Origin of the sequence: Nitrospirillum guaranorum (genome assembly GCF_034653275.1) — a bacterium.
Taxonomy (GTDB): Bacteria; Pseudomonadota; Alphaproteobacteria; order Azospirillales; family Azospirillaceae; genus Nitrospirillum.
In genome coordinates, this window is the sequence record NZ_JAYEES010000004.1 from 1,386,778 (window position 1) to 1,412,424 (window position 25,647).

Below are 25,647 nucleotides of genomic sequence, written 5' to 3' on the forward strand. Positions count from 1 at the left end.
GTGAGGTGATCCCCATGTCCATGACCGTTGCCGACCAATTCGCCGCCACGCTGGCCGCCGCCGGCGTCAAACGCATCTATGGGGTCGTGGGCGACAGCCTGAACGGCCTGACCGACGCCCTGCGCCGGCGGGGCGACATCACCTGGATCCCCGTGCGGCATGAGGAGGTGGCGGCCTTCGCCGCCAGCGCCGACGCCCACCTGACGGGCACCATCGCCGTCTGCGCCGGCAGCTGCGGGCCGGGCAACCTGCACCTGATCAACGGACTGTTCGATTGCCACCGGTCGCGCGTGCCGGTGCTGGCCATCGCCGCCCACATCCCCTCGCCCGAGATCGGATCCGGCTATTTCCAGGAAACCCATCCGCAGGACCTGTTCCGGGAATGCAGCCATTATTGCGAGCTGGTGTCGGACCCGGCGCAGATGCCGCGCAGCCTGGAGATCGCGCTGCGCACCGCCATCGGCGAGCGGGGCGTTTCCGTCGTCGTCATCCCCGGCGACATCGCCCTGAAGGAGGCGGTGACGGAGGTTCGGCCCAAGCCCGCCGGCCTGGTGCCCAAGCCGCCCCTGGTGGTGCCGGCGGACGCGGAGCTGGACGCCCTGGCCGGCCTGCTGAACCGCAGCGGCCGCGTCACCCTGCTGTGCGGTTCGGGCTGCGCCGGCGCCCATGACGCCGTGGTGGCCCTGGCGGAAGCGCTGAAGGCCCCCATCGTCCATGCCCTGAAGGGCAAGGAGCACGTGGAATACGACAATCCCTATGACGTGGGCATGACCGGCCTGATCGGCTTTTCCTCCGGCTATTACGCCATGTTGGACACCGACATGCTGCTGATGCTGGGCACGGACTTCCCCTATCGCCAGTTCTATCCCAAGGGGGCGGGCGTCGCGGTGGCGCAGGTCGACATCCGCCCTGGCCAGCTGGGCCGCCGGGCCTCGCTGGATCTGGGCGTGGTGGGCGACATCGGCGCCACCGTGCGCGCCCTGCTGCCCCGCCTGGCGCCCAGGACGGACAGCGCCCACCTGGACAAGGCGTTGCGCCATTACCGCCGCACCCGGGCGGACCTGGACGCCCTGGCCACCGCCGACGCCGGCCATGGCGTCATCCATCCGCAACAGGTGGCCAAGGCCGTCAGCGACCTGGCGGCCGAGGACGCCGTGTTCACCTTCGACGTCGGCCTGCCCACGGTGTGGGCCGCGCGCTACCTGGCCATGAACGGCCGGCGGCGCCTGATCGGTTCCCTCTGGCATGGGTCCATGGCCAACGCCATGCCCATGGCCCTGGGCGCCCAGGCGGCCTTCCCCGGCCGGCAGGTGGTGTCCCTGTCGGGTGACGGCGGCTTCACCATGCTGATGGGCGATTTGCTGACCTTCAAGCAACAGGGGCTGCCGGCCAAGATCATCGTCTTCAACAACGGCGCCCTGGGCTTCATCGAGGTGGAGCAGAAGTCCACCGGCTTCCTGCCCTTCGGCACCGGCCTGGACAACCCCAACTTCGCCGCCCTGGCGGAGGCGGTGGGCATCAAGGGCATCCGCCTGGAAAAGCCCTATGAGGTGGAGCCCGGCCTGCGCGAGGCCTTCGCCCACGACGGCCCCGTGCTGGTGGACGCCGTGGTGGCGCGCACCGAGCTGCCCATCCCGCCGGCCATCAACGCCGAAATGGCCAAGGGCTTCACCCTGTACATGCTGAAGGCGGTGATGAGCGGCCGGGGTGACGAGCTGGTGGACCTGGCCAAGACCAACCTGTGGCGGTAAGGCCTTTGCCCGCTTCCCTCCGGGCGTCTACAGTGCGCCCGGGGGGATCGGGGAATGGATGGGAACGAGAGGCGTCCGCCGGTGGCCATCGTGGGCGCCGGGCCGGTGGGCTTGGCGGCGGCCATCGATCTGGCGCTGCGCGGCGTGGCGACCGTGGTGCTGGACGACAATGACCGGCTGCCCGTGGGCTCCCGTGCCATCTGCTGGGCCAAGCGGACGCTGGAGATCTTCGACCGCCTGGGCGTCGCCCGGCCCATGGTGGACCGGGGCGTCACCTGGAAGGTCGGGCGTCTGTTCCACGGGCACCGCCAGGTCTTCGCCTTCGATCTGCTGCCCGAGGACGGGCACCGCATGCCGGCCTTCATCAACCTGCCCCAGCATGAGGTGGAGCGCCTGCTGGTGGCGCGCTGCGCCGATTTCCCCGGCCTGATCGATCTGCGCTGGCGCCATCGGGTGGTGGGCGTCACGCCGGGGGACGCGGGCGTGGCCGTGCGGGTGGAGACATCCGACGGTGCCCATGACCTCACGACGGACTATCTGGTGGCCTGCGACGGCGCCCGGTCGCCGGTTCGCCGCCTGCTGGGCCTGGAATTCGCCGGCCAGGCCTTCGAGGAACGCTTCCTCATCGCCGATGTGGAAATGAAGGCCGACTTCCCGGCGGAGCGCTGGTTCTGGTTCGAACCGCCCTTCCATGGCGGCCAGTCCGCCCTGCTGCACAAGCAGCCCGACGACATCTACCGCATCGACCTGCAACTGGGCCCCGACGCCGACCCGGCGGAGGAGATGCGGCCGGAGCGCATCATCCCCCGCGTCCGCGCCATGGTGGGTGACCGTCCCTTCCGCCTGGTCTGGACCTCCGTCTACACCTTCCAGTGCCGGCGGCTGGCGCGCTTCAAACACGGCCGGGTGATCTTCGCCGGCGACAGCGCCCATGTCGTCTCCCCCTTCGGCGCCCGGGGCGGCAACGGCGGCATCCAGGACGCGGACAACCTGGCCTGGAAGCTGGCCCTGGTGGTCCAGGGCGGGGCGCCGGCCACCCTGCTGGACAGTTACGATGAGGAGCGTGGCCGCGGCGCGGACGAGAACATCCTGAACTCCGCCCGCGCCACCACCTTCATGACGCCCAAGAGCGCCATGGAACGCCTGTTCCGCCAGGCGGTGCTGGACCTGGCGGCGAACCATGCCTTCGCCCGCCGCCTGGTCAATTCCGGCCGCCTGTCCCTGCCTTGTTCCCTGACCGGCCTGTCGCTGCAAACCCCGGCCGAGGCCGGCGCCCCAGGCCTGCTGGACCCCGGCGCGCCCTGCCCGGACGCGCCGCTGGAGGACGGTTTCCTGCTGGACCATCTGGGGCGCGGGTTCATCCTGCTGGCGGTGGGCGCGGCCCCGGTTCCGGCCGACACCGGCCTGCCCCTGCTGCGCCTGCCGGCCGGCGGTGGGGCTGCCCAGCGCTACGGCGCCGGCGCCCTTTATCTCATCCGCCCCGACCAGCATGTCGCCGCCCGCTTCCCCGCCGGGGCCGACGCCGCCGCCATCCGCCGCGCCCATCGGCGCGCCCTGGGAGAAACCACCCATGACTGACATCGATCCCTTGGCCGAGGATAGCCTGGCCCAAGACCGTCTAGGAGGCCGGGGGGACGATATCTACGCCGCCCTGCTGGCCGCCCATGAGGGCCTGGCGTTCGAGGCCAGCGCCGCCCTGAACGCCCGCCTGGTCCTGCTGCTGGCCAACGCCGTGGGCGACGTGTCCTTGGTGCTGGCCGCCATCGAGCGGGCCCGGACGACGGCGCCCGACCAAGGTTGGCCCCACGAAGGTTGAATGCCATCAGGCGATTGCCTGTGGCACCTTGGCATCTGGCCCGGGCCCATGCCCGGCGCGAGGAGGCAAGGATGCACGACCTTCATGATCCCGAAGACGCCGCCGATGGGGGCACGGCCAAGGCCGGCTTCGTCCGGGTGCGCGGCGCGCGGGAGCATAATCTGAAGAATGTCGATGTGGACATTCCACGCGACGCCCTGGTGGTGTTCACCGGCGTCTCCGGCTCCGGCAAATCCTCCCTGGCCTTCAGCACCCTTTATGCCGAGGCGCAGCGCCGTTACCTGGAATCGGTGTCGCCCTACGCCCGCCGGCTGTTCCACCAGATGAGCGTGCCGGACGTGGACACCATCGAGGGGTTGCCGCCGGCGGTGGCCCTGCAGCAGCAGCGCGGGTCGCCCACCGCGCGCTCCTCCGTCGGCAGCGTCACCACCCTGTCCAACCTCTTGCGCATGCTGTACTCCCGCGCCGGGGACTACCCACCGGGCCAGCCCCTGCTGGAAGCGGAGGCCTTTTCCGCCAACACGCCGGAGGGGGCGTGCCCCACCTGCCATGGGCTGGGCCGGGTGCATGAGGTGACGGAGGCGTCCATGGTGCCCGACCCGTCGCTGACCATCCGCGAACGGGCGGTGGCGGCCTGGCCCACCGCCTGGGGCGGGCAGAACCTGCGCGACATCCTGATCACCCTGGGCATCGACGTCGACACGCCCTGGCGCGACCTGCCCCGCGAGACGCGCGACTGGATCCTGTTCACCGAGGAACAGCCCGAAGTGCCGGTCTATCCCGGTTTCACCGCCGCCGAGGTGCGGGAGGCCATCCGCCGCAAGCTGCCGCCCAACTACATGGGCACCTTCTCCAGCGCCCGCCGCCACGTCATGCACAGCTTCGCCACCACGCACAGCGCCATGATGAAAAAGCGCGCGGCCAGCTTCATGGTCAGCAGCCCCTGCCCCACCTGCGCCGGCAAGCGTCTGCGGCCGGAATCGCTGTCGGTGACCTTCCAAGGTCTGGACATCGCCGCCATGGGCCAGCTGCCGCTGAAGCGCATCGCGTCCCTGTTCGCCGCCTATGCCGACGATGGGTCGGCGCGGCTGGCGGAATTGCGCCGGACGCGGCCGGAAACGGCCCTCGTCATCGCCCGCATCGCCGCCGACCTGTGCCGGCGACTGGCGGTGCTGCTGGACCTGGGCCTGGGCTACCTGACGCTGGAACGCGGCACGCCCACCCTGTCCCCGGGGGAATTGCAGCGCCTGCGCCTGGCGACCCAGGTGGTCTCCAACCTGTTCGGCGTGGTCTATGTGATGGATGAACCGTCGGCGGGCCTGCACCCGGCCGACACCCAGGCGCTGCTGCGGGCGCTGGACGGGCTGAAGGCCGTGGGCAACTCCCTGTTCGTGGTCGAGCATGACCTGGACGTGGTGCGCCACGCCGACTGGATCGTCGATGTCGGCCCCGCCGCCGGTGAGGGTGGCGGGCGCATCCTGTACAGCGGGCCGCCCAAGGGGTTGCGCCACGTGGCCGCCTCCCAGACCGCCCGCCACCTGTTCGCGGCGGAGGGGGTACGGCGGCGGACGCCGCGCGACCACCAGGGCTGGCTGCGCCTGATGGGTGTCACCCGCAATAACCTGACCAACCTGGACTGCGCCTTCCCGCTGGGCGTCATGACCACCGTCACCGGCATCTCCGGCTCCGGCAAATCCAGCCTGGTCAGCCAGGCGCTGGTCGACCTGGTGGGCAAGGCCTTGGGCGCGCCGGTGGCGGTGGAGGAGCCGCCAGCCGACGCCGAGGCCATGCTGGAACAGGAGCCGGTGGCCGAGACCGAGGGCCGCCTCGACGGGGCCCCCAAGGATGCGCTGGGCGGCATCAAGCGCCTGATCCGGGTGGACCAGAAGCCCATCGGCCGCACGCCCCGGTCCAACCTGGCGACCTATACCGGCCTGCTGGACCATGTGCGCGCGCTGTTCGCGGAAACACCGGAAGCCAGGCGCCGGCGCTATGACGCCGGCCGCTTCTCCTTCAACGTGGCCAAGGGGCGCTGTCCCCGCTGCGAGGGCGAAGGATTCGTCATGGTGGAACTGCTGTTCCTGCCCAGCGTCTACGCCCCCTGCCCGGTCTGCCACGGCACCCGCTACAACGCCCAGACGCTGGAGATCACCTATCGCGGCAAGACCATCGCCGACGTCCTGGGCCTGACGGTGGCGGCGGCATCCGACTTCTTTCATGACGTGCCGGCCATCCAACGGTCGCTGACCGTGCTGCGTGACGTGGGGCTGGACTATCTGCGGCTGGGGCAGCCGGCCACCGAGTTCTCCGGCGGGGAGGCGCAGCGCATCAAGCTGGCGACGGAACTGCAGCGGGCCCAGCGGGGCGGGGCCCTTTACGTGCTGGATGAGCCCACCACCGGCCTGCACCCCACGGATGTGGAGCGGCTGGTGGCCCAACTGGATGCCCTGGTCGCGGCCGGCAACACCGTGGTGGTGGTGGACCACGACATGGGTGTGGCGGCGGCCAGCGACTGGGTGATCGACGTTGGCCCCGGCGCCGGTGACGAGGGTGGGCGTGTGGTGGCGGCCGGGGTGCCGGCGGTCGTGGCGGCATCGCCCGACAGCCGGACAGCACCCCACTTGCGGCCCTTCCTGCGCCTGGGTTAGGGAAGGCCTAGCCGCCCCGACAGCCGAGACCGGACGCCGATGACCACCCTTCCCTGGATCGCGCCCTGGATCGCGTTGGCGCTGGCCACGGCCGCCGCCTGGACGGATCGTTTCCGCCTCTGGGCCCTGGGCTTCCTGGCCGTGGCTTACGCGGCGGCGACCGTGGATGGACAGCTGGGCTGGCCGGCGGGCGGGGCCTTGGCCTTGCTGGGGCTCGCGGCGTGGGCGGTGGGTCCGGGACGCCCACCCCTGGTCCGGTCCCTGGGGCATGGCCTGTTTCTGGCGCTGGCCGTCGCCTTGTCCGCCCACCTGTGGCCGGGCTTCCACAATCCGCGCGTCATGGGGCCGGCGCGCATCACGCCGGATGCGGTGCCCTTCAGCCTGTACCTGAACCTGGACAAGCCGCTGGCGGGGCTATGGCTGCTGCTGGCGATTCCCGCGATCCGCGACCTGCGGCCGCCGCGCGCCACGCTGACAGCGGCGGCGGCCGGCTGGCTCGGCGCCTCGGCCGCCTGCCTGGCGGCGGCCCTGACGCTGGGCGCCGTCGCCTGGGCGCCCAAATACCCGGCCGGCGCCGGCCTCTGGCTGGTCGACAACCTGGCCTTCGTGACCGTGGCGGAGGAGGCGCTGTTCCGCGGCTACATCCAGGGCGGACTGACACGCCTGCTGGAGCGCTGGCGCTGGGGAGAAACGGCCGCCCTGCTGGCGGCCGCGACCCTGTTCGGGCTGGCCCACCTGGGCGGCGGCCCGCGCTGGGTGGTGCTGGGCGCCATTGCCGGTGTCGGCTATGGCCTAGCGTACCGGCGGGGCGGGTTACCGGCGGCCATCCTGGCGCACGTGAGCCTGAACGCCACCCACTTCCTCCTGTTCACCTACCCCATGCTGCAAGCGGCGGGATGAAAGTCGTCCGCCACACGAGGTCAGGGCCGGCTGGCGCCGGTAAGGCCCATCACTATGCGGCAGCGGAAACGGTGACCCGGCAGAGAGCGGTTTGAACGCCGATTTCGCTTAACCACATGATCCCGGCTTGTTCGACGTCGATCTCCAGCACGTATTCCCCCTCCTTGCCGGGCGCGCGAACCAGAAGGACCAAATCCACGGAGTCCCCTCGCCTCAGATAGCACTCAAAAGATTGGCGGCCATCCAGCCATTGAAGGATCTCCCCGTCGGCGTTCCGCCAATGGTTGCCAACCGAAAGGCCGCTTTGTTTGGTCGGTGCCCAGGTGACGTCCGATGTGTTGCGCAAGGTGATGGGCACATCGCACAAACCGCCGGGGGGTACGGTCATCAGAGAGGGCGCCGTGACCTCCGCCCGAAGGGACCAGTCCGGAAAAGAGCCCGGAAACGTTCCCAACGCCTCATCCATGCGTCGCCGCAGGATATCGCTCCACAGGCCGAGGACCTTGCCGCTGAATAATTTGCCGTGTTCAGATGGAAGGGTGTCGATCGTGGAATGGGGCATGTTGGCGCGCAGGAGGGCATCGGCCTCGTGCAACCGGTGAAACGGATTGGTGCAATCATACCGTCCGACGATAATGGCCGCCCGTCCCGGATAAGGCGTGAACAGAAAGGGGTTGAGGCCGAACAGCAATGAAACGGCCCTGCCGGACACCATCAGGATCTGGGCCATCTTTTGGGCAAGCAAGGCGCCCTGGCAATTACCTCCCAGGAAGAGGGGGCCGGACAGGCCCAGGGAATGGACTTCCGCCGCGTAGGCGACCGCCATATGCATGTGGGCCTCTGCACTGGTCCCCACGACCAGATGGCCTGACCGCATGCCATACAGGGGTTGATCCGCCCCCAGGGCGCCGGCCAAGGCGGCGAATTCCTCGTAGCCCTGGAAACACCATACGAGAGGCGGCCGAGAGCCGGCGATGTTGACGCCATAAATCAACCCGTTCTCGCTGACCCGCTCGCCCCGCCACCACGGCTGGGTGACGGAGACAAGGGTCTTGCGAAGTTGATCAAGTAGCGCCCCATCGATCAAAGCCGGGGGCCGAAGCGTGGCATCCGACATTTCCCATTGGTCCGACCTGTGCTGTTCGATCATCGGCGCCGCAACCAACCATTGATATTGAAGGTGGCGTTGTAGCCGAAACGGTCGCACAGCGCCTCGTCGATCTCATAATCCCGGCCCCGTCGGGCCAAGAAGGCATCGATCGCACGGGACGGCGGCGACAAGGTGCCGGAACCCGGCTGAATGTCCCCATCGCTGCGGAACGCGCCATCCTCGACGATCACATAGTCCCCCGCCGCCAAAAGCGGATCGACATAATCGAGCACGGCGGTGCAGGTTTCTTCGTCATGGGCGGAATCCTCGATGACCAGCAGCGGGTGGCCCAGACTTCGTATGTCCTCCGCCGGCAGCACGTGCGCCAGATTCCGGGCATCACCCACACGGGCGTCGATCCCAGGGTGGCCGCTGGGGGGACGCGGCAAGAGGTCGACGCTGATGACCCTCACCTCAAGGCCCAAGGCGGCCATGGTGTCGGCCAACCACAGGGTCCGGCCACCTTCCAGGCTGCCGATCTCGATCACGGCCGCCGGCCTGAGCTGTCCGATCAACGCCAGATAATTGGCCATATCCAACGGGTTCAGGAGCATCGCCCGGCTTTTGTAGCGATACCCCAGGCTGCCCTTCAGCAACGCGGTCAGCACCTCGTCCGGCAGGGCGCTGGAGAAGCTTCGGGCCGCCGTTCCCAGCCTCTGTCCCGAACCGGCGGGCGACAGGTGCGGGCGGCTGACGCGGACCCGTTCCAACTCCGCCATTCTGCAGAGGCTGCGCAGCGGGCGGCTGAGTTCCAGGGAGTCGAGCACGGCCCCAAGCGCCTCCGATGTTTCGAGGCGGGCGCGGGGCACGATCACCGCCAGGCCGAAAAGCATCGGCAACCAGATGACCCTGAACTCCCCGCCACGGTTCGCCAGAAAATCGTCGATGGCCGTCTTCACGCCGTTGCGCGGACCGCCTTCATACTCGGCATGGCACAAGGTCGGATTATATCCCCCCGGCGACAACCCGCGCTCCTGCGGCAGGACGCCCCCGACGCGGGCCGGCTGGCGATATTCCTGGGGAATGCGGTCGGGACGGTAATAAAGGTCCCGCCGCCCGTAAGGCCATTCCACATCGTGGCATATCGCGACCGGCGCGCTGGCCTCCACCGGGCCGCCGTCGCCATAAATCGCCAGCAATTCATGATAGACGGTATACCAGTTGTGATCGCCGTCGATCAGAACCGCGTCGGCGGGCAGCAAATCCCGGATGATCTCCAGGCTGGGCCGGCGGTGGAGGCGGACGGCGTCGGGGAAGCGGTCCCGCAGACGCTCCATATCGAAGTCGGGTTCCGGATCGATGATCTCCAGCCGCACGCCGGCCGGCTGAGCCCAGGAGGCCAGCTGGCGGGAATTACGGCCATCGCCCGCGCCGATTTCAATGACGCGCCGGGCGCCCATCGCTTGAAGGAGGGGTTTGACGACGCTGGGCCAGAATTGGAACACGGGCGCTTTCTCCGACAAAAACTCAAGACTTACGCCAAAAAGCGCCGGTCCAGTCGATCATGGTGATGGGGGTGGTGATGCCGCGCGCCGACCTGAACGCGTCCACGGCCTGGGCGCATTGGCCCAAGCCGCCGTAATCGTCGATGATGATGAAGCCGCCGGGCGAAACACGATCATAGAGCGCCTCCAGGGCCTGCAGGGTGGAGCTGTAAAGGTCGCCATCCAGGCGCAGCACCGCCAATTGTTCAACGGCGCAACCGGCCAGGGTGTCGGCGAAGAAACCTGGAACAAAGCGCACGCGGGCATCCAGCAGGCCGAAATCGGCGAACGCCCGCTCCACCCGGTGCTGGGATACGGCCAAGGAGGGGTAGTGCTCACGGGAAAGATCCAGGTCCTGGTCTTCCGGTTGCGAGGGCGGGGGCAGGCCGACAAATGAATCCGCGACCCAGACATTGCGGTCCCGACCCCCGCTCAGGTCCAGGACGGCCTTCATCAACAGGCAGGCACCCCCGCGCCAAACACCGCATTCCATGAGGTCGCCCGCCACCCCGTCGCCCAAGGCGGTGGTCACGCACCATTCCAGATGGTCCAAACGCCGGCGCCCGATCATGGTGTAGCCCAGGGGCGGGCCGGCCTTCGCTGTCATGGTGTCCAGACCAACCGCACGGGCACGGCGTTTTTCCTCCAGCGCCAGGGCCAACTGGCCCGGCACGTCATACAAGGTGTCCGTCCAGAACGCGGCCGGCACCTCTTTCATGCCGCGCAACGCATCGAGGGCGACCTCGGTTTCAAGGCCGGTCTCATTCAGCAAAACCGCCTTCAAAAGACGCAGGTAGCGCTCGCCCGCGTCGGGGCCGACCCTGACGGCCGTCGCGACTTCGGACGGGGCGGCGCCGCTGGACGCGATCTGGCGGTGATACGTTTCGGCCGCCGCCCGCGACACCGGTCCGAAATAACTGCGTTCCGCATCCACCACCCGGATCCGGCCCCGCAGGCGGTAATATTCCCGGGCCGCGTTCTTGTAGACGTCCAACGAGGCGGCGTTGGTGTGGGTGCCCCCATGAATTTGGTGGAACACCCCCTCCCCCAACACGGTCACCTGATGGGTGCCGGGATGGTCCAGGGCCCGCACCAGCAGATCGGCATTGGCGGCCCCGCCGCCGGGACTTTCGAAGGCCGGATCATAGCCCCCGAGGTCTTGCCAAAGATCGCGGCGCATGAACAGGAGGTTGCTTTCGCTCAAGGGGGCAAACCAACCCCGGGAGGTATTCTCGACAAAGGGGCTGATATCGAACAGGCGATAGCCGTTGTTTCGCCAGTCGATACCGTCCAGCAGCCGGTCTTCCCAGGCGGCATCATAGCCGTGCTGCATGTTGAGCCACTGGGGGCCGGGCCCCAGCTGGAAGGACAGGGTGGTCACCACCGCGGCGGGATCGGTGCGCGCGGCCCGGCGGCAGGCGTCCAGCAACCCGGGACTGGCCATCCGGGCGCCGTCGATGTTGACCCCCACCAAGGGGGCCGCCGCCAGGGTCAGGCCATGGTTGATGGCCCGCACGGGTGACGGGGTGGGGTTGGGAAAGGAATGGATCCGCAGGTTCATGCCCAGATGGGCGAAGTCCTCGACCCTGGGCGGATGGCGGGACCCGTTGTCGATGACGATGACCTCGTAATCCGCCGCCGCGATGCCCTGTTGATAGCGCGGCGACAGGCTGTACAGCGTGCGCGGCAGTTCCCGCGCCATCTCGTAACTGATGACGATCAAGCTCAGTTCGGGACTTTTGGCGCTCATTCGACGATACCGTTGGCCTGCAAGTCGGCGATCAGACCATCGATGGTGGAGTTGCGCAGGAACAGCGCGGCCTCGATCTCCACGTTGAAATGCTCTTCCAGGGCGCCCGCCATCACGACCGCGTCAACGGAATCCAACCCCATGACATGGAAGAGGGTGTCCCCCTTGATCTCGGCCTCATTGACATCGAGAAGAGAGACGAGAAAACCGACGATCCACGTTCTGACCGCATCTGACTTCAACATAAGTCCCTGCCTTAGGATGATCTTGGAAACCGATTGGTTATTAGAGCCGCACGGGAAGGCTTCTCATGCGCCGCTGATTGTGATGGGGCCGCCACTCGGGCTTTTCCAAGCCGACGCTGGGGCGGGGCCCCTTGAGAACCGCGCCCAGGGCGATCGCCGCCTCCATACGGGCCACCCATCCCCCCAAACAATGATGCAGACCGCCGCCGAGGGACAGCACCGGCTGACCCGCGCGACCCGGCAGAAACCGGTCGGGATCCGGATAGACACCAGGGTCCCGATTGGCGGCGGCGATCATCAGGATGATGTGCTGGCCTGCCTTGATCGTGCGATCGGCGATCATCAGCTCCCCCTTCGCCCGGCGGCGGACCTGTTGAATGGGGGGTTCCAGCCGCAGCGCCTCGTCCACCGCGCCGGGGATCAGATCAGAATGGGCCGCCACACGGTCGTACTGTTCGGGATGGCTCAGAAGCAACCACAGCCCATTGCCGATCAGCGCCGCCGTGGTCTCGAACCCGGCCATGAACACAAAGCTGGCCAGGGCCGCCAGCCGGTCATCATCCAAGGGGCGCTCCGCGTCGCCATTCAGGCCGACCAGCAGGGAAAGGCCGTCATCCGCCGGTTCACGGCGGCGCTCGGCGATGCGATCCCGCAAGAAGGCGTGCGCTTTCTCAAGACTTATATTCGCCGCCCGGTAGTCCCGAATTGAACATCCCCGGTTCAGGATGACCGGTACGCCGGCCAGGGTCACGGCAAGCCAGCGCGCCTCATCGTCGGCAAGGCCGAAGAGCCACCCCATGAAAAGCGGCGGCAACGGATCGGCGTAATCGCCCATCAGGTCGATGCCCCCATCCCGGGCCAGCGGGGCGATGAGGCGATCGGCGATGCCCGCCACCGCGGCGGCGCAACTGGCTTGGGACCGAAAGGCCAGAAGGCGCGCGACGAGGGAGCGCAACGGCCCGTGCGAGGGCGGGTTGCGGAAGAACAGGACCATGTCCAAGAGGCGAAGCAACTCAACCGGCTCGTCTCCCAGGGCGCGGGACACGTCCCCGACGTATTGCCCAAGATCGAGGGTCAGAAGATTGGAATTGGCGAAAGCCTCACACACTTCACGACGGCCCAGAACAACCCAGGCCTGTTCCGCATCAGTCCAGAAGATGGGCGCCTGCTCGCGCAGCGTGGCATAGACCGGATAGGGGTCATCCCGCAGGATGGGCGCCAGGCTGTTGAAGGATGCAAGATCAGCCATTGGCCCCGTCCCTCCGTGCCTGGGAGGTGGGAATGCGCCCCGGACCGGCGGCCTGATCGGAATCCACCCCAGGATCCTCGGGTCGCGGCGGCGTGTCCAGACGGAAGGGTGCCAGGTCGTCAGCGAGATAGGCCGCCCGACAGGCGCCGCGACGGATTTTGTTGCTGGTGGTGCGGGGCAAGGCGCCGGGCCGCACCAGCACGACGTTCAAAGGGCGCATGCCGAAGATCTCGCAAATCGCGGCCGATACGGCCTGGGCGGCACGCTCCAGATCCGGATCGGCAAGATGGCCGCGTTTCACTTCCTGAAGGACGACCAGCCCTTCCGCCCCATCGTGATCGACGGCGAAGGCCGCGGCAGTCCCGGCCAGTGCCGGATGGGCGCGGCAGGCGGCAGCCTCGATATCTTCCGGATGGTGCTTGGCGCCCCTGACGATGACCACCTCCTTCAAGCGGCCCACGATGACCAGGTCGCGGCCCCGCATCAGTCCCAGGTCCCCCGTGCGCAGGAAGGGCCCGGCGTCGGAATCATTGGAAAGCCGGGCCTGGAACGTCGTCTGGGACCGGTCCCGTTGCCGCCAGTATCCCGCCCCCACATGGGGGCCGGCCACCCAAACCTCGCCCACCTGACCTTCAGGGACGCGGTGGCGGCTCTCCGGATCGACGATGGCCAGAACCTGCCCGTCGCCGCCCTGCCCACAGATCACGCGCTCCATCCCATTGGCCGTTCCATCGGCCCGCGAGGAAGCGTTGGGGGCATGCGCGCAGGCAAGGCCGCTTCCCGCCGGTCCACCGGAGACGAACAGCGTCGCTTCGGCCAGCCCATAGCATGGGAAAAGCGCCTTGGGATCAAAGCCGGCGGGGGCCGCCCCCTGGGCAAAGCGGCGCAGATCATCCGCCCGCACCGGTTCAGCGCCGCAAAAGGCGACCCGCCAGGATCGCAAATCCAACCCGCGCAGTTGGTCGGGGCGGATACGGTCAGCGCATAGGGCATAGGCGAAATTGGGGCCGCCACTGCTGGTCCCGCCATGGCGGGCGATGGCCTGCAGCCAGCGCAACGGCCGTTGAATGAAATCAAGCGGCGACATCAGCACCGCAAGGCCACCCACGTACAGGGGCTGAAGCAGCCCGCCCACCAGCCCCATGTCATGGAACAAGGGCAACCAGCTGACCATGCGCGTATCGGCGTCATGACCGAAGGCGGTGCGGATCATCTCCATATTGGCCAGCAGGTTGCCATGGGTCACGACCACGCCCCGGGGGTCGGCGGTCGAACCGGATGTGTATTGCAGGAACGCCGGGTCCCCGGCCTGGACGGCCACCGGCGTCCAGGGGTGCGTATCACCCGGACTTTCTTCCCCATCGGTCACCATCCAGGGGATGCCCGACAGCTCCGCCGGGAAGGTGCTGCGGATCGTCTCGTCGGCGGCCAGGGCGGCGCATGTCAGAACCAGACAGGGGCCGGCGTCGGTGGCGATGGCCGCGATCCGGCGTGCCGAGCGGGACGGCGTGATGAAGGGCGTCGGAACGGCGATGGCGCCGGCGTAAAGGCAGGCGTAAAAGCCGACGATGAACGGAATGCCCGCGGGATAGACCAACAGCACGGTCTGCCCTTGGGCGCCCTTGCGCACCAGTCGGGCCGCCAGGGCCTGGACCTGCCGGTCCAGCTCCGCATACGTCAGGCAGGCCCCCTCGCCCTCGCCCCGCTCCAGGAAACGCAACGCGATCTTGTCCGGAACGGTATCGGCGTGGTGACGCAGCACCTCGGCCAGGCTGGCATGTCCGTTGCGGGAAGAAGCTTCCGGGCGGGCGTCCACCGCTATTGCCCTCCCCGCTGGAATCGCGACACCGCTTCGGTGGAGGGGCTGAGGGCCAGGTCGGCGCCCACGTCGCACCGGCTGCATACCCGCATTTCGGCACGGCGCAGAGCCAAGCTCTCAAGAAAGTCGGCGCGCTTGGGACCGGCGAACAGGGCGCTGTACCGGCTTTCCCCAAGGTTCCCCAGGAGACCGGCGCCAGGGTGGAAGCAACACGGAACGATATTTCCGCGATGATCCACATAAAGGTTGCCCGGGTCTGCCGCTATCGCGCAGCCCCCCTGGCCCATCGGGGGCTTGTCCCGGGCCCGGTCCCTCAAGCTGTCGGGCAGTTGGATCCAGCCGCGGAATTCCGGATGCACGCCGTAGGGCTTGAGCACCTCCCGCCAGCGCACTCGATCCTCAGGGCTGTCGATGACGCATCGCGCCTGCAAACGAAGGGTCGGGTATCGGGCGGCCAAATCCCGGGCGAAGGATAGGAAGGACATGAGCTTGGACCATTTGGCCGGCGGCCGCAGGGCCTCATACTGGGCCGGCGTGCCATCGCCGTCGCAGCTGATGGTCAGCAGATTGACCGCCCCCATCGCCACCAGCGCCTCAAGCCTATCCTCCGCATTGCACTGGGCGTTTGTGGAAATTTCCGTCCAGTGGATCTTGATCGGGCCGTCGAGCAGAATGCGCCCAAGTTCTTCGAGCTGGGGATGCAGCAGCGGTTCCCCATAGTTGAAGAGGCGCAGCAAGGTAATCTTCCGCACGTCTATATTCGCGAGGCAGCGCCGGAACAGGTCGGGCGCAATGAATTCGGGCCGTGGGTCCAACCCCGAGTTGGGACAGCCCAGGCAGCGCAATTGGCAGCCGCCCACGACGTCGAAATGAACGGTGCTAAGCCGTTGTTGCAGCGGATGTGACTGCGGATAAACCGATTGAGGCTTGGTCGGGGCTGGCATGGATCCTCGTACTCGCTGCGGATGAAGCCCCTAAGGCGCTCAGAAGCTGACTTGATCGACCCTCGCGGCCATGACCCTGTTCAGATTCCCCAAAAGCAATACCCCTCATACTGTAGGGGCCTGGATGACGTCAAAGGTATGGCGCGCCGAACGCCCCGGCTACTGGCCCCGGCGCTCCTGCAGCAAGCGCAGGACGCGGTCGCGCTGCTCCGTCACGATCCGCAGTTGTTCGTCCGTTTGACGCCACAGCTCGAGCCGCTCCTGCGCCTGGATAGCCATGGCCGTCACGCGGGCCCGTAGGTCATCCCGTTCATGACCCAGCAGCAGCGACCGGTACGTCAGCACCTGGGCGGCGATCTGGATGCGCATCCCGTCCAAATCCGCCAGGAGGGATGCCTGACCATCGTCCTGCGACAGCGCCCCCAGCAAGTAATACAGGCGGCCGATGTCGAAGGGCGCCTCCGCGACGTCGCCTGCCGGCCCCGCGGCGCGGACCAGATCGGGGCGGATGGTCGGCCCTTCCGTTCCCTCCGCGGCTGGCGCGACGCCCTCGGGCAGACGCTGCCGGATCGCCGACAAGACCACCGGGTCGCCGCCTGTGACCATGGCATCGAAATGCAGCCAAACCCTGGGCCGCCCGCGGGTTTGCGCCTCGGCCTCCAAATTATGCAGGGCCCACAGCAGGTGGCTGTGCGCGGCGCTGAATCCGTCGCGCCGCGCCAGGGAGCGCGCCACGGACCAGGGATCGCGGAGAACATGCAGGTAGCAGATGCGCGCCGGCAACGCATCGAGGTGGGGCTGCCAGAACGACAGGGTGCGGCACAGCCGGGGGTCCTTCATGAACCAAAGCGGCCGCCCGCGCGAGAGGCCCCTGAGGAAAGCGGCCGCCCGGTTCGCGAAGACGGCGCCCGCCCGCTGGATATCCTGGCCGGAAACAGCATCAATGGTGCGCCAGTCGGTTCCGGCGGCGGCCAGCAGCAGGTCGTTAAGGGTGACCAACTCCTCATGTTCCCAATAGCCGTCAGCGTTGTCCTGGCTGGCCTGGATGAACCGGTCGTCCGCGCAAACGCCACGGCCGCCAAACCAACCGGCGAGCGCCGACGTCCCGCTGCGGTGCATGCCCATGACGATGAAGCCGGTGGCGGCCTGCCTCACAAGCTCCGGCTTTTCCCGCAGCAGCCAGTCGAAATACGATTTGGCCCCCGTGCGCAAGGGCTGGGGGAAGGCGGTGGCCAGCCCCAGGTCATCCCGGAACGGCAGGCGCATGGCTTTGGAAACCGCGATGCCGTTGTCGAACCGACCATAGGCCCACCAGCCTTCGGGAATGCCGGGCACTCCCTGCGCGGCGATGGCCCGTTTGTACCACTGCCAAATCTCGTGGACATGGGGGTTGCCGTCAGCGTAGCGCGCGGTCATCGCGTCGCCGTCCGCGTTCACCTTGGTGAAATGATAGAATTTCAGGGGGCTGCCATTGACCCTGATGTCGCCGTCCCGTCCGATCTCAACCCGTCGAAGGCTCAGGTTCCAGCTGGCGACATTGCACCCGGGGTCGCGCACGACGTGGACCCCATCGAAAAAGGCCGGCACCAGATCACACCATTTCTGATCGGTGAACAGCCCCGCCGCCGGGTCGTTGTAACAGGCTTGCCGCAGCATGTCGGCCCACCAGCCGGCGAAGCGGCGGCCTTCCGGCCCATTCCGCACGGCAATGAAACCCAGGTTGTAGGTACCATGCCGGAGCGACCCCAGCTCATTATCGGCGATGGCGGACCGGGTGTCGTTGGGATCGATCTGATGCGGCGTCAGCAGGATGGCGCCGTCGTCCAGCCGGGCCAACACATCATCCAGGGATGAAAACACCGCGATGTCGGGATCAAGATAGACGACGGTGTCGCACCCCTGCCGCAACATCTCCACCAGCATCGGGCCCTTCACGGCCGTGCAGGCCTCCACCAGGTCATGACGGAAAATCCAACTGTCGAAGGAGGGGATGCCAAGGTCGCGGGCGAAAACCACCCGGTCGAACCCGGCATGGGCCTCTTCCGCCGGCACACCCTCCGGCAGGTCATCGACTATCAGGGCCCAAATGGTCCAGTCGGGATGAACTTGGCGCAGGGTTTGGGCCAACACCCGGGCCCGGGAAAGATAGGTGTAAGTGAAGCTGGTGAAGCAATGGACGCCGGTCATGCCTTAGCCCTCAATCCTCTCGACGCCCTCAAGCCCATCCACCACGGACGCCGTCGCGTCGCCGTACTCCACGCGGCCTGTGGCCACCCCCTCCCGAAGCCGATCGCGGACATGGGCGACCGCCTCGAAGGTGGTGAAGAAATCGAGCAAGGCGCGGTCGCTGGCGAACACACGGCCGCAGCCCTGCCCCAGGATGGCATCGGCGACGTCACCGCTATCCGCCAGCGCCACCACGTCCGCCCCCGCCGCCGCCGCCTCGTGCACGACGAACGATACGGTTTCCGGCAGAACGGTCGGCACCAGGACCAGGTCGATGCCGTCGCCTGCCAGCACCTGCGCCAGGGTGGGCGCGCCCTCGTCCGGTAGGGGCGCGTTCGTCCCGGGGCCATCCATGGCAGGTATGGGCACCTCGACGACACCAGCAAGGTGCCGGAAGTTGCCGAGCGGGGCGATATGGTGGAAACGATAACTGAAGCAGCCCTGGAGGGTCTGGACCAGTTCCTCAAACACCTCCCACCCGGTGTGGAAGCTGGGGCTGCCGACGAAGGCGACGCGGACGGGGAGGTCCGGCAAGCCCAGCGGGGAGTCGTCATCGCCCGGCAAGCGGCGCACCCCTTGTTCCGCCAAGCGGCTCTGTGCCCGCACGGCGCTCGACGAGCACCGGAGGGGCCCCGCCGCCTGCCAGAGGGCAAGCGCCGACCGCGACGGCGCGATCACATCAAAATCGATGGCGTTGAACAGCTGTGTCACCAAGGGCAGGTGATGACGCCGCGCCTTGCCATACAGGCAAATGCCACAGGCCGGACTCTCCGGCGGAGGGGCGCCGCAGAAGGAGAGGTCGTTGCGCAACAGCAGCGGATTGGCGCAGAGGGATGAGAAATCGTGGATCCAAAACCAGTTGCGCGTCGGCCGTAACGCCCGCTGCACGGCAATCACGCCCGTGATGTCATGGCCCGGAATGCCATGAACCGTGAAGAGTCGGCGCGGCGCGTGGGCACCCGGACCCTCGGCCAGGACATGGGCCAGCTCCGCGTAGTCCGACACCCCCACCCGCACGCCATCGACCGACACCTCGACCCCGTCCGCCGCCGGCCCGTCACGGTGGTTCGGCGGCGGCAGTGCCCCGGGGCGAAGGTGGATATAACGATACCCGAGGGCGATGAGGCGCCGCCGCTCGTTGCGGATCAGCACATCGCGGCCACCCAAGGGAACAGCAGCGGGGCCAAGATCGATGGCGACGACCACCCCCCGCACACCACCTTCAGGCGCCTCGGCGCCAGACACAGCCGGAACGGGTCCCTCGAACGAAAGCGCTTCCGTCAACCTCGCGCGGGATATCCGGATGATGGCGAGGGGGGGCTGAGCGACGTCGGCGATCTTCTCGTCCTGCGCGGATAGAATTCGCAGCATGGCCCGCCGGTGCCGGTCCGTCGGACATCCCCGCCGCCCCTCTTCCCTGCCCGCCACGATATAGTGCCAGAACGGGTTCACACCCGCCTCGGCGACATCGGGATTGGCGGCCAGATAATAAGCGGTGTCGAAGGTGGAGGAAGGGTTGCGCCCCTGCCGCCAGCCGACCTCACAATACTGCCGCAGCAGAGCGGCGGCGGATGCCGCGCCACCTTCTGAAAGCAAGCTCGGATATGTCGCCCGGTAGAAATCTGCATCGAAATGGGGGGAGATGGTGGCAGCGACCGGGTCCGCCGGCGTGTCGCCTCCGACCGGCGGCGTGCCGGCGAAAGAGGCCGCCCCCGTCGCCGCGGATGCGGCAATGAGGTTGCCGAAGGCCAGTGCGCGGGCCAACGGCAGTCCGGAGGCGCGGAGATGTTCCACCGTGACGCGGAGCGCCTCCTTGGAAAAGGCGGTGGAGGACGGAACGGCGACACCGGGCGCCGCGATGCGGATTTTGGCGGTTTCCACCTCACCGCCGCGATGGCTTACCCGGATCTCGGCCCAGCCGGCATCGATTTCGAGCTGTGAAAATCCCAGAACCGAACACACGAAAGGTTTGAAAGGTGGGTTACTGACCAGGATGGACGCATCCAGGACCCGGTCGAACGTCCGCTGGGCCGTCGTCAGCGCGATGCCACCGACAGGCGGGTAACCATCCCTATCCAGTATCGAAATAATTACAACATTACTGGAAAAATCAGAAAAGCATACAGTACGCACTATCCGGGTCCCTTAATTCTCCGCAAATTGACAGCGCCTTCCCAAATACTATCATGCTGCGGAGCACGGCTACTTACGTCGATACCATGAACCGTACAGGACGACAAGCGTACCGGGAAGCCGCCAAATTCAACGACGAGTGAACAAGAGCTTTGAAATCGTCATCCGGAACGGTTCTTGGTTCAGGAGCCGAATTTTATCCGCCACGAGCGAAGCAGCGGCCTATAATGGTTGGGGAAGAGGGGGCGCGGGCCCCCACTGGCTGACAGGCTATCGGTAGCGGGCGCGTCACGGTGATTGGGCCGAATTTCTTAGGCATTGGGGCCCAAAAATCGGGCACGACCTGGATTTATGAAAATCTGTCGCGCCACCCGCACGTTAGATTTCCAGCGGGCAAGGAAATTCATTTCTGGAACGCCCGTCGGGACCTCGGCGCGACCTGGTGGTTGGACACGTTCGGTCCCAGGCGGCCCGGACTATGGTCAGGGGAGATCACCCCCGCCTACGCCACCATCGACACCGACGCCATTCATGAACTGCATGCGCTGTGTCCGGATCTGCGCCTGTTCTATGTGCTGCGCAACCCCATCGACCGGGCGTGGTCGGCGGCGCGCATGGCGGTTTTGAGGGCGGAGATGACGTTGGACGAAGCGTCCGAGCGCTGGTTCCTGGACCATTTCCGGTCCGCCGGTTCCCGTCGCCGGGGTGCTTATGCGGAGACAATTCTGCGCTGGCGATCCGTCTATCCGCCTGAGCAACTGATGATCGCCCTTTTCGACGACCTGCGGTCACAGCCCCGCGCCTTCCTGTCCCGGCTATGCGGGCACATCGGCATCGACGCCGACGTTTATGCGGCGATACCGGAGGAAGCCCTGAGGCAGGCGGTATTCGAGGGGCCATCAGCCCCCTTGCCGCCGCCGCTGCGACGCGCCCTCATCGAGCTGTATGCCGGGCCCGTGGAGGCTTTGGCCCGCCTTCTGCGGATGGACCTGTCACATTGGCTGGCCGAACCCTAAGTCGGCATCATCCTGGTCCCCCGGGGAAATCACGAGACCCAACGGGAGCGGCAGGCTTTCGCCAAGACCACAGCGCGGCGCCATCCTGGGGATGGTGTCACCCGAGGTGCCTGGAAGCTGGCCGACGGCGGCACTATGGGAGCATCGCCGAAGCGCCCGCCGGTGACCCACGATTTCCAGGCAATATCCATGGCTTAAAAGCCATGGCGTCCCCTACGGGATTCGAACCCGTGTCGCCGCCGTGAAAGGGCGAAATCAAATCTAGGCACCAAGCGGATTATCGGCGGATTTCCTGGGTTTCTTGTGCTGTAGAGCGCTGCGAAACACTGGATTTTGCTGTGTCGTTTGTCCCGCACTTGTCCCGCGCTCTGGACACCGCCGTCGTGGCTACCCGCTCTTCTTACCCTACCCGAACGCTGTCCCGCATCTGTCCCGCACTCAAATCGCCACCGAATGGCGCGAATCGGAATCCACATGATTGGCCTTGTCTGGCTTCCGTTTGATGGCGCTTGGGACGAACCTAAGCGCCACCCCAGTAACTGGCGGGTCTGCCAGTCGTTGCTAAAACCGCCGCGCCGATTGAACGCGGCCTGAACCACATGAATACGGGCTAACCATTCCAAGGCCTCCATGCCACGCAGCCTCATGGCTTAGGTACCGGGAGGGAAGAAATTCAGACATGTTCCGAACATGTCTGAATATGTTCGAAAAAGTCTGAACAAATTTGAATTTGTCGAACAATGTAAACGTATGGCCTGCCTCGTCCACAGGTGGTTTGACGATCTAGCCTTGGTCATTCTGCTTCAACGTATCCAGCCTCGGTGCCTCCTTCACCGCCGCCACCTGCAACTGTTCGGTCCCAGGGATTGATGGCGCGAGGAGAAGTCGAGTTCAACCGCCATCATATTTATGGCTGCCGTTTGATGATATAACGCTCGCCAATGAATAGAATATTTTGTCGTTTGTAGATTTAGAAAACCAAAATACTGTCTTCAATTGTTAGGCTCTTATCCGAGGATGGCGCCCGCGCCTACACTTCCTTTGCCAAGCGCCCCCAGAGCGCTGACGGAGGAGAGAGCCATGGAATTTCCGAACCTATTCGCCCCCTTCGACATCCGGAACATGCGGCTGAGAACCGGCTGATGATGGCGCCCATGGAGAGCCATCTCGGCAATGCCGATGGTTCTGTCTCGCCAGAGCTCATCGCCTATTATCGCGAGCGCGCCCTCGGCGGCGTGGGCATGGTGGTGGTCGAGTTCACCTGCGTAGACGGCCATGACGGCTTCAGCTCGCTGGCGCCGCAGCTCCGGCTGGACACGCCGTTCTACCGCACCGGCCATGGCAAGCTGGCGGCCGCCATACAGTCGGCCGGCGCCCGCGCCTGCGTGCAACTGAGCCATGCCGGGCGGCAGTCGCGGGAAGCGGTGATCGGGCGCCAGCCCGTCGCCCCGTCCGCCGTGCCCCTGAAGTCCCCCTATCTCAACTCGGTGCCGCGTGCCCTCGACGCTCATGAGATGGACCGCCTGATCCAGCGTTATGCCGGGGCCGCCGCCATGGCGATCCAGGCGGGCTACGACGCCGTGATGCTGCACGGCGCCCATGGCTATCTGCTGCAGCAGTTCCTGTCCCCCCTGGTCAACCAGCGCGACGACGAATGGGGCGGCGACTTCGAGCGGCGGCTGCGCTTTCCGCTGGAGGTCGTCCGGGCCGTGCGGGCGGCCATCGGCGACCGGCCACTGCTCTACCGGATGTCCGTGTCGGACTTCATCGACGGTGGGCTGACGGTCGAGGACGGCGAGCGGATCGCCCCCCGGCTCTGCGAGGCTGGCGTCGACGCCATCGACATCTCCTGCGGGTCCCTGGACCGGGTTGACGTCATCGTCGAACCGATGTCGGTCGCCGAAGGCTGGCGGCTGCCCATGGCGCGGCGCATCCGGGAGGCCACGGGAAAGCCGGTCATTTGCGCCGGCGTGATCCGCCACCCGGAAGCCGCGGACGCCGCGATCGCCCGGGGTGATACCGACATCATTTCCCTGGGCCGCGCCCTGCTGGCCGACCCGCTGTGGCCAAAGAAGGCCAGGGCCGGCAAGGCGGGCGACATCCGTCCCTGCACCTCCTGCAACTGGTGCATCAAGGAAACGGGGGGCAACCGGGGTGTCAGCTGCGCGGAGAATCCCCGGTGCGGCCACGAAACCGACCCCGTCATCGACGCCTTCGGGCGCGGCCACCGGGCGGTGGTGGTGGGGGCGGGCCCGGGTGGGATTACCGCTGCCCTGCTGCTGGACCAGGCGGGGTTCCAGGTCGCGCTTTATGAAAAGCGCCCTTCCCTCGGCGGCAACCTGGTGTCCTCGGCAACGCCGCCGGGCAAGGAAAAGCTGTTCTGGTACCGGGACTTCCTATTGCGCCGCTTGGCGGCCAGCACCGTCACCGTGCACACCGGCATGGCCTTGACCGCTGACGCCCTTCTCAACGCAGGGCCGGCTGTGATCGTCCTGGCCAACGGATCGCGCCAGGCCCCCTTGTCCCTGGGCGGCAGTAAAGGGCTGCCTACGGGGCCAGCGTTCGAAGTCCTACTCGGCGGGGTCAATCTGCCCCCGTCCACCGCCGATTGCCCTGTGGTGATCTATGGCGGCGGCGAGACGGGGACCGAAACGGCGGAGCATCTGGCCAAGCTGGGCCACCATGTTCTGCTGGTCAGCCGGTCGGCCGCCCAGTTCCTGGCACGGAACGCGGAACCGCTGTACCGCATGCATCTGCTGAAGCGCCTGCATGCCAATGACGCCATCCGGATCCTAGACCACACTCAGCTGACGGCGATCGAGAATGATCACGTCGTGCTGAGAAAGGACAACGGGGAAGCCTTGACGCAACCCGCGACCGGGGTGCTTCTGGCCCACGGGCTTGTGCCGGATACCCGTCTTGCCGAAGAACTGGCCGACTGTCCCGTGCCGGTCATCCGCATCGGCGACGCCAAGACGGTGGCCCGCATCGGCGAGGCCGTGCGGGACGCCTACCGGGGCGTCCAGGATCTCAGGCTGAGCTTTCTGCAGGCGGAGGCGATACGGTGCTGATAGCGGGAGCTTGAAGGCCGTGCCTCAAGCCTCCAAGCGGGCGGCCTTCAGGTCCACCTTGGGGTCGGCCAACCGCTCCACATCCACCCTCGCCTGCGCCGCCACCAGGCTTTTGCCCGCCATGAAGTCCTTGGGCGCCGACAGGCAATCAATTGCGACCAGCCGTCCATCGCGGAGATAGGCGACGGAAAAGGATGGGCCGGCCGCGTCCCCACGCACCACCGCCTGGTCATAGCCCAGGCACAGGCCGGCCGTCTGCATCTTGACGGCGTACTGATCAGACCAGAACCAGGGCAGCGCCGTGTAGGGTTGCGGTGCGCCCAGGATGGTCGCCGCCGCCGTCTTCGCCTGGTCGATCGCGTTCTGCACGGACTCCAGCCGGATGGGCACGCCAGCATGCACGCTGGGGTGCAGGGCGCAATCGCCAATGGCCAGAATACGGGAGTCGACGGTGCGGCAATGGGCGTCCACCGCCACCCCGTTCGGGCAGGGCAGGCCCGCCACCGCCAGAGCCTCCACATTGGGCGTGATTCCCACCCCCATCACCACCAGGTCGGCGGGCAATACCTCGCTGGACGCCAGTTCCACGCCACCCACCCGCTCCGCCCCGACCAGGCGTCGAACGGCGGCGCCCAGGCGAACATCCACCCCGTGCTGACGATGCAGATCCAGGAAGAACCGCGACACCACGGGCGAGGTGACGCGGGCCAGCAGCCGCTCCTGCGCCTCCAGCACCGTCACCGGCAAGCCCATGCCGCGCAGAACCGCCGCGGCCTCCAGACCAATGTAGCCGCCGCCGATAACCACCACCGTGCGCGGCTGGATCAAGTCGGCCTTCAACGCGTCAATGTCGGCGATGGTTCGGATGGTATGGACACCGGGCAGATCCGCACCCGGGCACGGCAGGCGGCGCGGCCGGCCGCCGGTGGCCCAGACCAGCCAGGCATAGGCAAGGACGGTGCCATCCGCCAGCGTGACGCTGGAACCGGCCCGATCCACGGCCACCACCGCCTGGCCCAGCCGCACGAACACCTGGCGCTCGGCCCAGAACTCGGGCCGGCGGAGCAGGAGCTGGGCCGCGTCACGCTTGTTGCCGAGATAGTCCTTGGACAGAGGCGGCCGTTCGTAAGGGAGCGCGCTTTCGTCACCCACCAGGGTTATGGGCCCGGCATAGCCCCCTTGGCGCAGCGACTGTGCCAGTTGCGCCGCCGCCTGGCCCGCCCCCGCCACAACCACCCCGCGCTGTTCCTCCAGACCCACGCCCATGTCAGTCCCCTGATCCCCGGTTCCTCTTCGGGGGCATCATAGGAAGGCGCCCTTCCCAAGGGCAGCCAGGGCCCGCAAGCCAACATGGGTGTGATGTCTGCACCCTCTCCCCAACGGCGCCGCCGCACCTGCGCTAATAAGGGGGTCGCGCCCGGCCTGTCCGGGACAGCATCCAATGC

At 67.1% G+C, this 25,647-nt stretch carries 17 protein-coding genes; 7 read left to right on the forward strand and 10 right to left on the reverse strand.

The genetic code is table 11. The features are described 5' to 3' along the window. Window positions 1-14 precede the first annotated feature (14 nt). The 5 genes from poxB to UAJ10_RS27870 all read left to right on the forward strand — a co-directional run bounded on the left by poxB (window position 15) and on the right by UAJ10_RS27870 (window position 7,115). Window positions 15-1,751, forward strand: a complete 1,737-nt coding sequence (gene poxB, locus UAJ10_RS27850; RefSeq protein ID WP_322918634.1) for a ubiquinone-dependent pyruvate dehydrogenase — start codon at window positions 15-17, stop codon at window positions 1,749-1,751. 54 nt (window positions 1,752-1,805) lie between these two features. Next, on the forward strand, window positions 1,806-3,329 hold the full coding sequence (locus UAJ10_RS27855) for an FAD-dependent oxidoreductase (RefSeq protein WP_322918635.1): 1,524 nt from the start codon (window positions 1,806-1,808) through the stop codon (window positions 3,327-3,329). Further along, complete coding sequence (locus tag UAJ10_RS27860) at window positions 3,322-3,567, forward strand: DUF2783 domain-containing protein (RefSeq protein WP_322918636.1); 246 nt, start codon at window positions 3,322-3,324, stop codon at window positions 3,565-3,567. Before UAJ10_RS27855 ends, UAJ10_RS27860 begins: the two co-directional genes overlap by 8 nt. Window positions 3,568-3,638: 71 nt before the next feature. Continuing rightward, window positions 3,639-6,215 carry an excinuclease ABC subunit UvrA gene (locus UAJ10_RS27865; protein WP_322918637.1) on the forward strand — a complete coding sequence of 859 codons (2,577 nt, stop codon included), beginning with the start codon at window positions 3,639-3,641 and terminating at the stop codon, window positions 6,213-6,215. A 39-nt stretch (window positions 6,216-6,254) separates the two neighbouring features. Further along, the gene (locus UAJ10_RS27870) at window positions 6,255-7,115 is read left to right on the forward strand and encodes a CPBP family intramembrane glutamic endopeptidase (protein WP_322918638.1); all 861 of its coding nucleotides are present in this window, start codon (window positions 6,255-6,257) and stop codon (window positions 7,113-7,115) included. A gap of 52 nt (window positions 7,116-7,167) precedes the next feature. On the opposite strand, the gene UAJ10_RS27875 is transcribed toward UAJ10_RS27870, so the two are convergent. From UAJ10_RS27875 to UAJ10_RS27915, 9 genes are all read right to left on the reverse strand, one after another. Next, on the reverse strand, window positions 7,168-8,265 hold the full coding sequence (locus tag UAJ10_RS27875; RefSeq protein ID WP_322918639.1) for a hypothetical protein: 1,098 nt from the start codon (window positions 8,263-8,265) through the stop codon (window positions 7,168-7,170). Further along, entirely contained in the window at window positions 8,262-9,710 is a 1,449-nt protein-coding gene (locus UAJ10_RS27880) for a CmcI family methyltransferase (protein ID WP_322918640.1), read from the reverse strand. Before UAJ10_RS27880 ends, UAJ10_RS27875 begins: the two co-directional genes overlap by 4 nt. Before the next feature lie 22 nt (window positions 9,711-9,732). Further along, window positions 9,733-11,499 carry a TylF/MycF/NovP-related O-methyltransferase gene (locus UAJ10_RS27885; protein WP_322918641.1) on the reverse strand — a complete coding sequence of 589 codons (1,767 nt, stop codon included), beginning with the start codon at window positions 11,497-11,499 and terminating at the stop codon, window positions 9,733-9,735. After that, entirely contained in the window at window positions 11,496-11,744 is a 249-nt protein-coding gene (locus UAJ10_RS27890; RefSeq protein ID WP_322918642.1) for an acyl carrier protein, read from the reverse strand. Before UAJ10_RS27890 ends, UAJ10_RS27885 begins: the two co-directional genes overlap by 4 nt. 40 nt (window positions 11,745-11,784) lie before the next feature. Further along, the gene (locus tag UAJ10_RS27895) at window positions 11,785-12,993 is read right to left on the reverse strand and encodes a cytochrome P450 (RefSeq protein ID WP_322918643.1); all 1,209 of its coding nucleotides are present in this window, start codon (window positions 12,991-12,993) and stop codon (window positions 11,785-11,787) included. After that, entirely contained in the window at window positions 12,986-14,809 is a 1,824-nt protein-coding gene (locus tag UAJ10_RS27900; protein ID WP_322918644.1) for a fatty acyl-AMP ligase, read from the reverse strand. Before UAJ10_RS27900 ends, UAJ10_RS27895 begins: the two co-directional genes overlap by 8 nt. 2 nt (window positions 14,810-14,811) lie before the next feature. Further along, window positions 14,812-15,756 carry a radical SAM/SPASM domain-containing protein gene (locus UAJ10_RS27905; protein ID WP_322918645.1) on the reverse strand — a complete coding sequence of 315 codons (945 nt, stop codon included), beginning with the start codon at window positions 15,754-15,756 and terminating at the stop codon, window positions 14,812-14,814. 159 nt (window positions 15,757-15,915) lie between these two features. Then, the gene (locus UAJ10_RS27910; protein ID WP_322918646.1) at window positions 15,916-17,679 is read right to left on the reverse strand and encodes a sulfotransferase family protein; all 1,764 of its coding nucleotides are present in this window, start codon (window positions 17,677-17,679) and stop codon (window positions 15,916-15,918) included. Window positions 17,680-17,946: 267 nt separating this feature from the next. Then, window positions 17,947-20,115, reverse strand: coding sequence for a hypothetical protein (locus tag UAJ10_RS27915; RefSeq protein WP_322918648.1), 2,169 nt, complete (start codon window positions 20,113-20,115; stop codon window positions 17,947-17,949). A 293-nt stretch (window positions 20,116-20,408) separates the two neighbouring features. Here UAJ10_RS27915 and UAJ10_RS27920 point away from each other — a divergent pair, with 293 nt between their 5' ends. Both UAJ10_RS27920 and UAJ10_RS27925 read left to right on the forward strand, forming a co-directional pair. Further along, on the forward strand, window positions 20,409-21,131 hold the full coding sequence (locus UAJ10_RS27920) for a sulfotransferase (RefSeq protein ID WP_322918649.1): 723 nt from the start codon (window positions 20,409-20,411) through the stop codon (window positions 21,129-21,131). 1,142 nt (window positions 21,132-22,273) lie between these two features. Then, window positions 22,274-24,202 carry an oxidoreductase gene (locus UAJ10_RS27925; protein ID WP_322918651.1) on the forward strand — a complete coding sequence of 643 codons (1,929 nt, stop codon included), beginning with the start codon at window positions 22,274-22,276 and terminating at the stop codon, window positions 24,200-24,202. A gap of 24 nt (window positions 24,203-24,226) precedes the next feature. Here UAJ10_RS27925 and UAJ10_RS27930 read toward each other — a convergent pair whose 3' ends face one another. Further along, a complete protein-coding gene (locus UAJ10_RS27930) occupies window positions 24,227-25,468 on the reverse strand; it encodes an NAD(P)/FAD-dependent oxidoreductase (protein WP_322918652.1) in 1,242 nt (413 codons plus the stop codon). Window positions 25,469-25,647 lie beyond the last annotated feature (179 nt).